The organism is Vibrio sp. Vb2131, assembly GCF_033338535.1.
Lineage (GTDB): Bacteria > Pseudomonadota > Gammaproteobacteria > Enterobacterales > Vibrionaceae > Vibrio > Vibrio alginolyticus.
The window spans coordinates 1-13,651 of record NZ_JAWOSW010000018.1 but is presented as its reverse complement, the minus strand read 5'-3'; the positions used below and the strand labels follow the sequence as shown (position 1 = coordinate 13,651).

Annotated in this window: 16 protein-coding genes; 15 read left to right on the top strand and 1 reads right to left on the bottom strand. The window is 40.4% G+C overall.

From position 1 onward, the window contains the following. Positions 1-566: 566 nt before the first annotated feature. The 15 genes from R7E38_RS17880 (at position 567) to R7E38_RS17805 (ending at position 12,098) form a co-directional block, all read left to right on the top strand. Complete coding sequence (locus R7E38_RS17880; protein WP_318081956.1) at positions 567-1,088, top strand: hypothetical protein; 522 nt, start codon at positions 567-569, stop codon at positions 1,086-1,088. Position 1,089: 1 nt separating this feature from the next. Then, positions 1,090-1,299: a hypothetical protein gene (locus R7E38_RS17875; protein ID WP_318081955.1), complete on the top strand. Its 210-nt coding sequence runs from the start codon at positions 1,090-1,092 to the stop codon at positions 1,297-1,299. A 142-nt stretch (positions 1,300-1,441) separates the two neighbouring features. After that, complete coding sequence (locus R7E38_RS17870; protein WP_318081954.1) at positions 1,442-1,858, top strand: lysozyme inhibitor LprI family protein; 417 nt, start codon at positions 1,442-1,444, stop codon at positions 1,856-1,858. A gap of 157 nt (positions 1,859-2,015) precedes the next feature. Next, a complete protein-coding gene (locus tag R7E38_RS17865) occupies positions 2,016-2,510 on the top strand; it encodes a GNAT family N-acetyltransferase (protein ID WP_318081952.1) in 495 nt (164 codons plus the stop codon). Positions 2,511-2,616: 106 nt separating this feature from the next. Continuing rightward, the gene (locus R7E38_RS17860) at positions 2,617-3,144 is read left to right on the top strand and encodes a CbrC family protein (RefSeq protein ID WP_069218774.1); all 528 of its coding nucleotides are present in this window, start codon (positions 2,617-2,619) and stop codon (positions 3,142-3,144) included. A 138-nt stretch (positions 3,145-3,282) separates the two neighbouring features. After that, entirely contained in the window at positions 3,283-3,741 is a 459-nt protein-coding gene (locus R7E38_RS17855) for a hypothetical protein (RefSeq protein WP_318081950.1), read from the top strand. A gap of 151 nt (positions 3,742-3,892) precedes the next feature. Continuing rightward, positions 3,893-4,219 carry a hypothetical protein gene (locus R7E38_RS17850; protein ID WP_237282401.1) on the top strand — a complete coding sequence of 109 codons (327 nt, stop codon included), beginning with the start codon at positions 3,893-3,895 and terminating at the stop codon, positions 4,217-4,219. A gap of 311 nt (positions 4,220-4,530) precedes the next feature. Next, positions 4,531-4,746 carry a hypothetical protein gene (locus tag R7E38_RS17845; protein ID WP_225492337.1) on the top strand — a complete coding sequence of 72 codons (216 nt, stop codon included), beginning with the start codon at positions 4,531-4,533 and terminating at the stop codon, positions 4,744-4,746. Between the two features lie 239 nt (positions 4,747-4,985). Further along, positions 4,986-5,876, top strand: coding sequence for a formate dehydrogenase accessory protein FdhE (locus R7E38_RS17840; RefSeq protein ID WP_262664696.1), 891 nt, complete (start codon positions 4,986-4,988; stop codon positions 5,874-5,876). Between the two features lie 138 nt (positions 5,877-6,014). Further along, positions 6,015-6,470: a hypothetical protein gene (locus tag R7E38_RS17830; protein ID WP_213904223.1), complete on the top strand. Its 456-nt coding sequence runs from the start codon at positions 6,015-6,017 to the stop codon at positions 6,468-6,470. A 1,857-nt stretch (positions 6,471-8,327) separates the two neighbouring features. After that, positions 8,328-8,873 carry a GNAT family N-acetyltransferase gene (locus R7E38_RS17825; RefSeq protein WP_054579716.1) on the top strand — a complete coding sequence of 182 codons (546 nt, stop codon included), beginning with the start codon at positions 8,328-8,330 and terminating at the stop codon, positions 8,871-8,873. A 133-nt stretch (positions 8,874-9,006) separates the two neighbouring features. Then, positions 9,007-9,375 carry a hypothetical protein gene (locus R7E38_RS17820; protein WP_005448139.1) on the top strand — a complete coding sequence of 123 codons (369 nt, stop codon included), beginning with the start codon at positions 9,007-9,009 and terminating at the stop codon, positions 9,373-9,375. A gap of 272 nt (positions 9,376-9,647) precedes the next feature. Further along, a complete protein-coding gene (locus tag R7E38_RS17815) occupies positions 9,648-10,283 on the top strand; it encodes a hypothetical protein (protein WP_151514891.1) in 636 nt (211 codons plus the stop codon). A 456-nt stretch (positions 10,284-10,739) separates the two neighbouring features. Continuing rightward, positions 10,740-10,997, top strand: a complete 258-nt coding sequence (locus R7E38_RS17810) for a hypothetical protein (protein ID WP_262664695.1) — start codon at positions 10,740-10,742, stop codon at positions 10,995-10,997. Positions 10,998-11,729: 732 nt separating this feature from the next. Next, positions 11,730-12,098, top strand: a complete 369-nt coding sequence (locus R7E38_RS17805; RefSeq protein ID WP_005448139.1) for a hypothetical protein — start codon at positions 11,730-11,732, stop codon at positions 12,096-12,098. Positions 12,099-12,260: 162 nt separating this feature from the next. Here R7E38_RS17805 and R7E38_RS17800 read toward each other — a convergent pair whose 3' ends face one another. Next, positions 12,261-12,746: a hypothetical protein gene (locus R7E38_RS17800; protein ID WP_213911436.1), complete on the bottom strand. Its 486-nt coding sequence runs from the start codon at positions 12,744-12,746 to the stop codon at positions 12,261-12,263. Positions 12,747-13,651 lie beyond the last annotated feature (905 nt).

Sequence of the window (13,651 nt, the reverse complement as noted above, 5' to 3'; positions counted from 1 at the left end):
GCGTTGCGTTCTGTGTTTAAGGTGGTATGCGGGAGCTTCAGTATTGCGTTGCTCACACCTTAACAGGGCGTTAGGCGACATGAGATAAACGATAGAGTAGTGATAGTATCTTGGCGTGAATCTAGCTTCAGTTAATAGAAAAGGAGTGGATTAATGAATGGTAAAGCATTTGATAATTGGCAAAAATCGCGAAAGAAAGGCTGTTTAAATTGGCTTTTCAGAACAACTTTCGTCACAGCCATTTTGTACATAATTTTTAATGTTATTTTCCTATATCCGTCTTCTGATGCGGCAAGCATTACGATTTTCTTATCGGATAATGCTCTTAATTACTCAATTTACACGATCGGGATGTTTTTCGCATTTTGTGCTATTTGGTTATACAACGAATCTTCGTATGAGAAAGAAGTTAAACGTAGAAATGTCGCCTAACAAACTGTTCAAGAGTGATTCGCAACGCGTGGCATTTTTACTATGCGTTGGTTTTAGTGTTTAAGGTGGTATGCGGGAGCATTGGTATTGCGTTGCTCACACCTTAACAGGGCGTTATGTTTACAGGAGGTAACTTGAGAGAGAGTCATCCCGTTTGGGAAGTATATGACTTGCTACGAACAGCAAAGTTGAATGAGAAATACTTTGGATACAGGCTCCAAAAGTATGTACGAATTAACAATTTAATGGAGTTCACTATTGCTGCAACAGCCTCGACATCTGCTATAGCTGGCTTAACTTTGTGGAGTGACGGTTTGGGTGGTGTTTTTTGGCAAGTATTTTTGGTCATTTCGGCGGTTATATCTGTTGCGAAACCAATCTTAGGTATAACCAAAAGAGTGCGTCTATATGAAGAAGTACTTAGCGAATATCGAGTGTTATCATATGAGTTGATGCAGCTAAAAGTGAGTATTAGTACGACTAGGGAATACAATGAAACTCACAAAGGTAAGTTCAATGAAATTATGGAAAAACAAGCGACTCTAGTCAGTAAGTCTCCTGAAAGCACTGAAAAAAAAGCAGTAAAAACAAAATGTATCAATGAAGTTCTCAAAGCATATCCACCTGAAAGCTTCTTTGTTCCAAAAGGTATCTGAGATGTCAAAAAAAGAAAGTAACGACGTAGGTAAAGGCTCTACGAAAGGTAGCGATAAAGACGGTGTTTGGCGAGGTAAAGTCTCGCGTGATGATTCAGGTAAGGGTCTATGGCGGGGTACTCCTAGTGGTAAAGGGCGCAGTCAGGGAAAGGGCTCTGATGACAAGCCTATGATACATGTTGAACCTGATAACCCATGGCCAAGAAAATAAACATAACAAACTGTTTAAGAGTGATTCGGCACGCGTGGCATTTTTACTATGCGTTGGCTTTAGTGGTTAAGGTATTCTGCGGAAGCATTGGTATTGCGTGCCTCACACCTTAACAAGGCGTTATGTGCTTTCGGAGAAAACGATGAATAAGTGTCTAATCATCATATTATCTAGTCTTTCATTTGGTGCTCTTGCTGAAGAAGAGTCCATTGACTGTAATAATGCGATGACCACAATCGAGATAAACCAATGTGATGCTATTGAACTAGAGTCAGCACAAGTTAAATTAGACAAATATCTAAGCACTAGCTTTGAGCATAACTCTCATGACCCAGAACTGATCGCAGCAATTAAGCTTGCGCAACAGGATTGGCAAGCATGTATGTCCTCTCACTGTGATTCGGTTTATACGCAATGGCGTGATGGAACTATTCGTGGAGTTATGGCGATATCGTGCAAAACTAAGTTAACTAAGCAAAGAACGCACGAGCTATGGGAAAACTTTTTAACTTATATGGACAGTACACCACCAGTTTTACCGGAGCCAAGTGTAGAGTAGGTTTCAACCACGCACATAACAAGCTGTTCAAGAGTGATTCGCAACGCGTGGCATTTTTGCTATGCGTTGAATTTAGTGATTAAGGTGGTATGCGGGGGCTTCGGTATTGCGTTGCTCACACCTTAACAGGGCGTTATGTGCTTATGAGGAAATTGACATGGAAGTGATAGAGGCCAACCCTGATTTGGCCCCAATATTAGCGAGTTATGCGAAAGAATGCCTAGAATCGGGTATTCCAAAATATTCGGGTGTGGAGCAAGATCCGACAGCTTATTTGTCAGGTTTGGTCGAATGTTCAAAGGCAATCTCCGAGTTACCAAAGGCATATTTACCTAGCACAACTTACTACTGTGTATCGAAGTCCGAAATTTTAGGTGCAATCCGAGTTCGCAAAGGTACTAATGCCAACGTAGAAAATGTCATTGGTCATATTGGCTACGAAACTAGACCGTCAGCTCGTGGTAAGGGTGTAGCCTCATTTCTGCTTGCTTGGGTGCGAGACCATGTTGTCACTGATTCAGTTATTGTTACTTGCTCAATTGACAATCCCGCATCTCAAAAGGTCATCGAAAACTGTGGTGGTGAATACCTCGGTAACTACACAGATGACAGTGAGGGTACGGTAAGGCGCTACCGTTTAGCACGCACATAACAAAGCATTCAAGAGTGATTCGCAACGCTTGGCAGTTTCGCTTCGCTCAAGTATAGCCAAGCGCCACTCACACCTTAATGCGGCGTTAGCTTTACTCGGAGGTACAATGGAATTACCAACATTTAAGTATCATCCAGATCCTATAAAAACGGGTGCTGTAGAAGTTACAGATGAAAATTGTGAATGTTGTGGTGTTAGTCGTGGCTACAGGGCAACTTCTACTATTTACTCTGAACATGACGTAGAAACTATTTGTCCTTGGTGCATTTCTGATGGCTCGGCGGCGAAGAAATTCGACGGAGAGTTTGCTGACCCACATCCATTGATGAAAGCTGGACTTGATAAGTCTGTGGTAAAAGAAGTTTGTGAAAGAACTCCAAGCTATATTTCATGGCAGCAAGAAGTGTGGTTATCGCACTGTGGCGATGCTTGCGAATTTCATGGAGATGCAGAGAAGTCTGATCTATTACAGGTAAAAGACGCTGAATTAGAGGCTTTACTAAACGATCAGCTAATAGGTAGTAATGAGTGGCACCAAATAGTCACTTACTATGAAAAAGGTGGGAATCCTGCAATCTACAAGTTCAAGTGTAGATCATGTGGCATATTTACTTATTCGCTGGACTTTGCGTAAAGCTAACAAACTGTTTAAGAGTGATTCGCAACGCGTGGCATTTTTACTATGCGTTGGTTTTAGTGTTTAAGGTGGTATGCGGTAGCTTCGGTATTGCGTTGCTCACACCTTAACAGGGCGTTATGTGATGGAGTAAAGATGACAGCATACGTAATAGGTGAAGAATATTTAGAGCTTGTGGAAAAGCAATTTAAAAAGTGGGCTAGGTTCTTAAACAATGCAATCGGTATATTAGCATTTACATTAGCTCTTGCTTGTTTAGGCACTAATGTCCCATGGTTAAATGCCTGCTTTTCGGTTTTGATTGTTGGTTATGTCTGGCATCAAGGGAAAAATAATTTTCCAGAAGAAATCGAAAAGTTAAGAAAAGAAGCAAAAGATAACAAAGAAGTAAAAGGTAACAAACAAGCAAAGCTAGTTGTAAAGGCACTTGTTTCTGAGCACTTAAATTGGAAAACACTGATGACTAAGTATCCGATGTATCTTTTAGGCTACATTTTTCTCCTGACAACGGCTTGTAGTCCAATATTTTACAAGGCATTGGTGCAACTATTTGGTTCAGCAGACTTTTTTGCTCATTTTTTTAAATTAATATAGTGCATAAAATCACATAACAAAGCGTTTAAGGCAGATTCGCAACGCGTGGCATTTTTGTTTTGGTTGAGTTTTGTGTTTACGGTGCCACGGTTTAGGTTGGGGTGGTAGTGTTGCTCACTACTTAACGCGGCGTTATGTTTTTTGGGAGAAAATGATGGAATTCAAGCTAGAAATCTATGCACCTGAAACAGAAGTTGTAGCTATCCGTGATGCACTTAACTCAGTTGGTGCAGGTGTTGTGGGTGACTATGACAGTGTTATTTCTATCGTAAAAATTTCAGGGTTCTGGAGACCAACTGAAGGCTCGGAACCTGTTACTGGCAAGAAGGGTGAAATTAACTTTGGTGAAGAGGTCAGAATTGACGTTAGATGCCAAGAGCCTTTAGTTCAAGCTGCACTTGATGCTATTCGAACAATTCACCCTTACGAAGAACCAGTGATCAACATTTTACCTCTATACAACCATAAGTTTGTCTAGCGACGTCAGCACAAACATAACAAACTGTTCAAGAGGGATTCGCAACGCGTGGCATTTTCACTATGCGTTGGTTTAAGTGATTAAGGTGGTGTGCGGCGGCTTCAGTATTGCGTTGCTCACCCCTTAACAGGGCGTTAGTTTGCAAGAGGAAAAACGCGCCTATATCGCAAGATCTAGTGGTAAAAGCTTAAAGTCGAAATTGTCTTATCGGCATTCAATTTCAGTGTTAACTTGCGTGGTGTAAACTCAAAATTGGTATCGTTTCAACGGTTGATTTGTTCTTTGGTGCGGCGACTTTTGGGTTAACTGAGTTGAACTTTTTTGCTGAGACTCTGCTCGTTGAGTTTGCTGGTATAAAAGCCGATCTACTCGCTGAAGTGACGCTTTCTTTGGTGTGGCAAGTTCCACGTGGTTTCAGTGACTTTGTTGAAAGCTCGAATTGTGAGATTAGCTTTCCAAAAGCGCTTTTTGGTGTTGTGAGTTCGTTTTCTGCGGCGTTGTTTGTTCCAAGTGGTTTCATTGAGTAGCCGCTTTGAGGCTACGCCTGACTTAAATGCATCAAAACACATAAAGCTTATTGTTTGCAAAGTTTAAAATAACGTAAAATCAACGCTTTGGGTTTGCAAACTAACAAACTGCTCAAGAGGGATTCGCAACGCGTGGCATTTTTACTATGCGTTGAATTTAGTGATTAAGGTGGTTTGCGGCGGCTTTTGTATTGCGTTGCTCACCCCTTAGCAGGGCGTTATAACTACTAGTAGGAATTATGATTAAATTCACATTGATAGAAAACTCATTAGACTCCATAGAGCAGGGTTTACAGTTTCTAACTAAAGCAGAAAATGATAAGTGTAATAGTGCATATAAACATGCGTTATTGTGTTTGTTTCAGGGAGCGGAGCTAATACTCAAAGAAGTTTTAGTATTAATCGATCCAATTACAATCTTTGATAAGAACTCACTTTTCAAGCATTGTGCAAGTCCACTTAATCCTACAATGGATGAATTGTATAAATGTAAGTCAATTGATATTCGTGGTATTGGTCAAGAACTACGAAAACACTATCCTGAAGTTTTTTTAAATAGCAATATCAAAATCTTGGATAGGTCTGCAATCGAACGAAATAAAATCCAACATTTTGCAATTGAAGTTTCACCTGAAGACCTAACAAAGAACCTAATTGAGCTTTATTTAAAAGTGATAAAGCCAGCGTTTAAAATCGTACAAGCAGGCTCTTATAGTGTAGAGCAAAATGGGATAACTCTAGACACAATCAATGAACGGATCTTTAGGTTTGAAAATTCGTTTTTAAACGTAAAAATCGGAGATGGTTTTTATATTGGAATGTGCCCGTCCTGCGAAGAACATCATCACTTTATAATTTATGAAGGTGAATCTTACCCAATTTATACATACTGTATATCGTGTGATTATGAGCTCGCAGACATCAATATATTATCCACGGAATACCACATTTGCCCAGAGTGTGGAGCACCTTCATTGGTTTACGACGAAACTAACCAAGCCGGAGTTTGTTTGTGGCGTAAATGCTACTACTGTCAGGAAGGAGGCTTTATTGACATGGAGCCCTGTGATTCTTGCAGTGGTTATTTGATAGAAGATCATTGTGAAAATTGCACTCCGGAGGAATCGTAGTTATAACAAACAGTTTAAGAGGGATTCAGCACGCGTGGCATTTTTGGTCTGCGTTGGTTTTTGTGTTGAAGTGCTATGCAGAGGCTTAGTCATTGCGTGCTTCACCCCTTAACTGGGCGTTATGTTGAGAAGGGAGTTATGAAAACTTTATTGAAACAAAGTAAATTGGTCAGTTTTAAATTAATGTATAGCTTTGTCACTAGAGTATTAATTTGTGGCATGTTTGCTTACTACTTAGTCGAGATATCTAAGGCTCCATTTTTAACACAATTAGGATACATCGCATTTTTTTGTGCTGTATCTTTAGCGGCTGAGTATTTAATATCCAAACCGAAACAGTCGCTAGAAGCTGTGCTTGATGGTAATAGTTTATCTCTTTTAGGTACAAGTATAAATACTGCTGATATTAATGAAATTTTGTATGCGCAAACCAAAAGGTTTGAACATACGGTAAGGTTTCGTTTCAAAAATCAGACCTATCAAGACTTTGAACTAGCTACTCCTGACTTAATTGAAGATCTAAGATTTTACCATTTTCTAGTTGAAAACCAGTTGCCTGTGAAGATGCTAGATAGTCATGAACGCATTGCTTAACATCTCAACATAACAAATTGTTCAAGAGTGATTCGGCACGCGTGGCATTTTTACTATGCGTTGGTTTTAGTGGTTAAGGTGGTATGCAGAAGCTTCGGTATTGCGTGCCTCACACCTTAACAAGGCGTTATGTTTCTTAGTCGCGTGTAGAAAACTATAGTTAATATTCAGATGCTTATTGTGGGAAAAGAGAGTTCATGGATGTGTATTCGTTACTAGCATTTGCGGCTTTTCTAGTGCTCATATCTTCAATGATAGTGCTCCTTGGGAGTAGTATTTCCCTCGGATTGCAGATGAAGAGAATAGACCCGAGTAGATATAAAGCGATCTACTTTTTGTTTGTTCCTTTTTCTAGTGCGCTTCTCTTTAATTACGTAAGAAGTAGCGAAAATATCTCGAAGTATCCTGAAAGTAGCTCTTGGTTGTTTACTGTCATTCGATATTCTATGGTGTCACTCTTCATATCCTTTGTTTTTATGGGATTTTCTGCTTTTTTAGCAGCAGGTAAAAGCTAAGTTTTTAGCCGGTAAAACTGTTCTGCTCATTTACGGTAACGTACTGGCGGGTGGTAATAAACATAACAAATTGTTCAAGAGTGATTCGGCACGCGTGGCATTTTTACTATGCGTTGATTTTAGTGGTTAAGGTGTTATGCGGGAGCTTAGGTATTGCGTGCCTCACACCTTAACAAGGCGTTATGTTTACTTGTATTTCAAAGGTTTAAATGTCTTTGGCTCAAGTTCTTTGTCCCTCTGGCAAGTTGTCCCTAGTAGACTCAGCAACTCAGTATTGTCGGTCTAAGTTCTTGAACTTCTTGGGCCGTAAAACATGCTAATGTTCGTGGGTTGCTTCATTGTCAGGTCGAGCAGGCTAGGTTTCAGTTTTTCTGGCTTAAAGTCGCTTTTAGGTTCTTTCCCAAGCAGCATCCTACCTTGGCAGTTGTCTCGGCAACTCACCCTTGTTTGGCGCTGTTGTGAGAAGAGACTAGGGTAGTTGTTGGATGTTTGTCGTGTTGCCTCATTGGAAGGGAAGTGTTCATACTTGTTTTTGGTTGGTCGCCTTTGGTGGCCAAGCTTGTATCTGCCTTGTAGTTTAGTTCAGAAAATGGTCTTAATCATCAGTTCTTTCTCAAGCAAGTTAGTCACTAGTGGTAAAACATAACAAACAATTTAAGAGGGATTCACAACGCTTGGCACTTTTGCTTCTACTTCAAATTTAGTGTTTATGGCACAATGCTTTAGGTTGGGTGGAGGCGTTGTTCACCCCTTAATTGGGCGTTAGTACGGGTTTGACATCAAAGGTCATAAGTTTTGGTGTTTATCTGTTTTGGCGCTCGCCTTTACACCTTTCAGTTTGTACCTTTCACGTTCTTTCCGGTGGCACTATATGCGGAGTGTTCGCTTTGACTTCATCGTTTACGGTCTCTAACTCTTAATCTATTTCTTTATTGCTTCTTCTTTTTCGTGGTTTTTACTAAGTCAAAATTGCCTTTCTTTGGTGTTGCTGTCGAAGTGCGAGGAACGAATCCTTTTTTAATTTGAACTCAGTAAAAGTAGGTGAGTTCAGTACGTTTTTCTTCTAGCCAACTCTCGTCTCTCTATCGATTTTAAGTTTTGTAGCTGCCCGTCTCACTTCAGTGTTCAAAGCCTTTCATATCATGCCAGTTTTCAATATCTTGGAGCGCATAAATAGAAGTAGCGCATGTACTAACAAATTGCTTAAGAGTGATTCGTAACGCGTGGCGTTTTTACTATGCGGCGGCTTATGGTGATTAAGGCGCTGTGCGGTAGCTTTTGTATTGCGTTACTCACACCTTAGCAAGGCGTTATGCGTAATTGATGGAGTACCGAGAATTAGATGGAAGTAGTAGAAGCGGAGAAATCGGATTTAGATTCATTCTTTGTGTATCTAGAAAATCAGCTGTCTGAAAATGGCAATGGAGAAGTTCCTCTTTTCCAGCCAATGTCCAGAGAGCAAAGTGAAATTCCTGAAACAACAAAAGATAAGTTTATCCAAGGCTTTTCTCATCAGTTTGGCGACTTAGGTTGGAGAAAACTTTGGGTTGTAAAAGACACCTCTGGAAATATCAAAGGTCATGTTGATCTTCGCCACCACAGTGATGGAAGCCGTTCTCACAGGGTTCTATTAGGTATGGGCGTAGATGTTTCTTGCCGGAAGCAAGGTCTTGGTCAAAGACTCATTGATGCTGTTATAAATTTCTGCCAAGAAAAAGCTGAAATTGACTGGCTTGATCTTTGTGTATTATCAGAGAATTTCCCAGCAAAGAACCTCTACCTAAAGGCAGGGTTCAATGTTGTTGGAGAGTTCAAAGATCAATATAGAATCGACGGTTTGTCAGTCTCGGAAACAGCAATGACAAAGTACGTCAAAAATTACGCATAACAAACTGTTCAAGAGTGATTCGCAACGCGTGGCATTTTCACTATGCGTTGCGTTTGGTGTTTAAGGTGGTATGCGGGAGCTTCGGTATTGCGTTGCTCACACCTTAACAGGGCGTTATGTGCTTGGAGATAAAATGATAAAACAGCCTCCTTACAAAGTTGAGTTTGGGCAATCAGGAGATGTGCCTCCGGCGCACGTTGTTGCCATAGATAAGACCTCAATAAAGTTAAGCAAGAACAACCGAGATGGTGATACAGATGGTCGTATTGATGAACTTCATCTCAGTAGTGGGCTTGAATCAGAAGAAACTAAACAGATAATGCTTGGGCTCAATAAGCAGGGTTTTGTGTTTGCTTACGATGATAAAGCTTATATTTCACCTAGCCATTTTATGAAGCAACTTTTATTGAGCGGCGACCTAAGAACATCATTCATAGAAATCAGTTGGTCAAGCACAAAGCAATGGTGTCTTACAGAGTATGAATTTGAGCAACGCACATAACAAACTGTTCAAGAGGGATTCGCAACGCGTGGCATTTTTACTATGCGTTGGTTTAAGTGATTAAGGTGGTGTGCGGTGACTTCGGTATTGCGTTGCTCACCCCTTAACAGGGCGTTAGCTTAACATTTAAGTTCATGAACAAGGTAGTCAGGCAATTATGCTATTTATAAATTGCAATGTTGTGTGAAACTAAACAAAAAAGTAGTAAGCATATTTGTGCTCAAGTTCCAATAAGTGTATCAAGCATTATCAAAATCTATATTGGAGGCTTTATGAGAGTGCACAAATCAAAAATTGCCGCAGATCCAGTTAAGTACTACACGCATTTGATTGGTATGGAAAAGTACGAAGCTCGTATGAGACAGGAGCCTAATGCAATTACAATTATTACAGGAATTGTACTTTATAGAGAGTTACCTAAGAACAAACAGTCCGAAGTTTTGAAGCTAATATTGGCTTTGAACGATGGCCAGTTGAAAGCTTCACTATATGGTTTAGTTTCTCAAGTGGTTGCAAATCCATACTGGTTCTCATGGTCACTTTCTGATCGGGAGCTCAGAGAATTTTTTGATACCAATAAGGATGTGACTAATATATTGAAAGGTCTTGGCATAGACTTCTCGCTCCCTCTCACAGCAGCAGGTATATCAGCATTTTTGCTTTCATCAGCGCAACAAGGGGTAAAAAGTGCTTCCAAAGAGGTTGCGACTCAGTTGAAAAAGCAAGTTACAAGCTCACCAGTTGCGCAGATTGCAAATAGACTGGGAGTGACCAAACAAGTTGCAGGCAAAGCATCGGCAATCTTGGTCGTAATGGTCAGTGTAATTGCTTATCAAACACACTTAAATGCAAAAGATGCGCGGAAGGAGCTTCTTCGCAGAGGTCTACTTCAACCGGAAGATTTGTAATGCTAGTTTTAATACTAATAGTGATATTGTCATTGGCAACAATTCATTTCTCGCATGTGCTATTGATGCAGTATATGTTCTCTGAAGAAAAGTTATCGCCGAGTACTACTTTTCTTCGTCCATTATCTTTGTGTGTTATGGCTGCATGTGCCCAGTACTATATTCTTTCAATGATAACAGGCTACAATTTACCCGAGGTTGCGGGATTGGCTCTCGTGGCTACGAATGCATTCTTCTTCGTTGGTTTTTATTTTGCGTACAAAGCAAGAGTAAAAAGCCTAGAAAGTAAAAAGCACTCCTGAGTCTATATTAAGCTAACAAAGCATTTAAGAGTGATTCCCAACGCATGGCATTTTTCATTCCATCGTTGGGTTTTGTGTTTACGGTGGTAAGGTTTAGTTTCGTGGTAGCGTTGCTCACACCTTAATGCGGCGTTAGCATTCAAAGGGGAAACTCATGAAAAACTGGTTTGTTGGCGGTGGTGCGATAGCAATTGTATTTTCAATATTGGGCGGGTTAGCTGACGTTGGGAAAGCAACTCGTAATATAGATAGAATCTCAACGATATCAGATAGCACAAGGGTAATGGGTGCAGTGAATGACACTGGGGAAGTTAACTCTATTACTAACAAAACTCAAAATGTTATCGAGCCAATAAAGAAAACAGCAGACGCATACTCTATGGCTGACAATCTTGGTAAATTAGAAAGTTGAAATTCGTGTACTAAAGATAGCAATCAGCAATCTATAAACAAAGAATGCTAACAAATTGTTCAAGAGGGATTCAGCACGCGTGGCATTTTTACTATGCGTTGGTTTAAGTGATTAAGGTGGTATGCGGTAGCATCGGTGTTGCGTGCTTCACCCCTTAACAAGGCGTTAGTACGGGCTTGACATCAAAGGTCATAAGTTTTGATGTTTATCTGTTTTGGCGCTCGTCTTTACACCTTTCAGTTTGTATCTTTCACGTTCTTTCCGGTGGCACTATATGCGGAGTGTTTGCTTTGATTTCACCGTTTACGGTTTCTAACTCTTAGCCTATTTCTTTGGCGAGTCTTCATTTTCGTGGTGGCTTTTGAGAGAACCTTGATTACTTTTGGTGTGTCTGTTGAAGTACGAGGAAAGAGTCCTTTTCTAATTTGAAGCTGGTAAAAACAGGGAAGTTCAGTGCGTTTTTCTTCTAGCCAACTTTCGTCTCTCAATGGAGATAAAGTTTTGTAGCTGCCCGTCTCACTTCAGTGTTCAAAGCCTTTCATATTATGCCAGTTTTCAATATCTTGGAGCGCATAAATAGAAGTGGTGCATGTACTAACAAATTGCTTAAGAGTGATTCGTAACGCGTGGCATTTTTACTTTGCGGTGGCTTATGGTGTTTAAGGCGCTGTGCGGTAGCTTTTGTATTGCGTTACTCACACCTTAGCAAGGCGTTATGTGCTTGGAGATAAAATGATAAAACAGCCTCCTTACAAAGTTGAGTTTGGGCAATCAGGAGATGTGCCTCCGGCGCACGTTGTTGCCATAGATAAGACCTCAATAAAGTTAAGCAAGAACAACCGAGATGGTGATACAGATGGTCGTATTGATGAACTTCATCTCAGTAGTGGGCTTGAATCAGAAGAAACTAAACAGATAATGCTTGGGCTCAATAAGCAGGGTTTTGTGTTTGCTTACGATGATAAAGCTTATATTTCACCTAGCCATTTTATGAAGCAACTTTTATTGAGCGGCGACCTAAGAACATCATTCATAGAAATCAGTTGGTCAAGCACAAAGCAATGGTGTCTTACAGAGTATGAATTTGAGCAACGCACATAACAAACTGTTCAAGAGGGATTCGCAACGCGTGGCATTTTTGTTTTGGTTGAGTTTTGTGTTTACGGTGCCACGGTTTAGGTTGGGGTGGTAGTGTTGCTCACTACTTAACGCGGCGTTATGTGGAAAGCCTAGCCAATCGGATGTGGCTAGGCTGCAAGCTATTTATTTGAAAATCTCGTTAGCCATTTTCAGTAGCACGTGGCTGATGAAAATAAACATCACCGTATAGATGTTGAGGTCTGGGGTTGCCTCTAAAAAAGGCACATTAGTCGAAATAATTCGGCTAAAGACCAGTAGTCCTGTAAATAGAGAAAATGAGCCTAGAATCTTGTTGATACACATGGTAGCAATTCGAGTTTGTTGATGCTGAAACCTATCGTACAAAACGTTTAGTACGAACATCAGGACTGCAAGAGCCATCAGAGCATAAACTTTCGTTGTTTCAAACGGTTTTAGCAGATAGTCAGTCCAATCAGGGACGGAAGAGCTTAGAGTCATATCGTTACTAATAATATAGTAAGAGCATAAATCTGCCATTGTTACAAAGACTGCGATAAATACCATTTGGCTAATACATAGTCGAGAATGCGAAGGTAGTTTAGTTTTGAAAACGGTGTTGGTTAGAATGCTTTTTAGTAAACTTGTCATTATTACTTCTTGGGTTTTTTGTTAATTAAGAAACACGAACCAAAAGGTTAAAATGGATCGTGACTTCACTTGAAGCTAACTCTAGATGAGGGCTTTTCTCAAAAAAATCAAGTGCTTACTGTGATTTTTCACATAACAAACTGTTTAAGAGTGATTCGCAACGCGTGGCATTTTCACTATGCGTTGGTTTTAGTGATTAAGGTGGGGTGCGGAAGCTTCGGCATTGCGTTGCTCACACCTTAACAGGGCGTTATGTTTCACTTTGATTTAGAAGAAATAAAAGGTTTCTTGGCGCTTATTTCTTTGGTCTCTTTGGCCATTCGTTCGAGTTGCCTCAGCAATTCAATATTGTCTGCCCAAGTTCATGAATCCCTCAAACATAATCACGCTTCAAAGTTCGTGGGTTGCTTCAATTTGAAATTGCGTCTGCGTGCTGAAATTAGTCTGGCTTAAAGTCGCTTCGGTTATATTTCCCAATTAGCAAATCGGCAGCGGGGCTTTCGGCCATTCGAGTTTTGTCTTTTGCTGTTTTGAAAGGGATGCTATCGCTCGCTGAAAACCATCAAAGTTGCCTCAATCCAATTCTTGGGAATGACACGCTTTGTGTTTATCGCTTTTGTCGGTTTATTCCACAAAGTCGTGTGACGCAAGTTAAACAATTCTTTATGCAATTCAGTTCTTTGCCATGTGAGTTAGTCAGTTGTGGTAAAACATAACAAAGTGTTTAAGAGGGATTCGTCAACGCGTGGCATTTTCACTTCAAATCGGTTTAAGTGATTAATGCGGTCATATCCGCTTTGGCGGTAGCGTTGTCTCACCCCTTAACACGGCGTTAGTCGCCAGAAAAAGCTAGCAATCAAAATCATGTTTCTGAGCTCAAAATTTGGCAGCTGTTTGTTTGATAC

Coding starts and splice junctions, on each gene's coding strand:
- R7E38_RS17865 (WP_318081952.1), top strand. CDS start 2,016: ATGGAAGTGATAGAGGCCAACCCTGATTTGGCCCCAATATTAGCGAGT.
- R7E38_RS17805 (WP_005448139.1), top strand. CDS start 11,730: ATGATAAAACAGCCTCCTTACAAAGTTGAGTTTGGGCAATCAGGAGAT.
- R7E38_RS17815 (WP_151514891.1), top strand. CDS start 9,648: ATGAGAGTGCACAAATCAAAAATTGCCGCAGATCCAGTTAAGTACTAC.
- R7E38_RS17850 (WP_237282401.1), top strand. CDS start 3,893: ATGATGGAATTCAAGCTAGAAATCTATGCACCTGAAACAGAAGTTGTA.
- R7E38_RS17825 (WP_054579716.1), top strand. CDS start 8,328: ATGGAAGTAGTAGAAGCGGAGAAATCGGATTTAGATTCATTCTTTGTG.
- R7E38_RS17800 (WP_213911436.1), bottom strand. CDS start 12,746: ATGACAAGTTTACTAAAAAGCATTCTAACCAACACCGTTTTCAAAACT.
- R7E38_RS17810 (WP_262664695.1), top strand. CDS start 10,740: ATGAAAAACTGGTTTGTTGGCGGTGGTGCGATAGCAATTGTATTTTCA.
- R7E38_RS17855 (WP_318081950.1), top strand. CDS start 3,283: ATGACAGCATACGTAATAGGTGAAGAATATTTAGAGCTTGTGGAAAAG.
- R7E38_RS17840 (WP_262664696.1), top strand. CDS start 4,986: ATGATTAAATTCACATTGATAGAAAACTCATTAGACTCCATAGAGCAG.
- R7E38_RS17860 (WP_069218774.1), top strand. CDS start 2,617: ATGGAATTACCAACATTTAAGTATCATCCAGATCCTATAAAAACGGGT.
- R7E38_RS17820 (WP_005448139.1), top strand. CDS start 9,007: ATGATAAAACAGCCTCCTTACAAAGTTGAGTTTGGGCAATCAGGAGAT.
- R7E38_RS17830 (WP_213904223.1), top strand. CDS start 6,015: ATGAAAACTTTATTGAAACAAAGTAAATTGGTCAGTTTTAAATTAATG.
- R7E38_RS17870 (WP_318081954.1), top strand. CDS start 1,442: ATGAATAAGTGTCTAATCATCATATTATCTAGTCTTTCATTTGGTGCT.
- R7E38_RS17875 (WP_318081955.1), top strand. CDS start 1,090: ATGTCAAAAAAAGAAAGTAACGACGTAGGTAAAGGCTCTACGAAAGGT.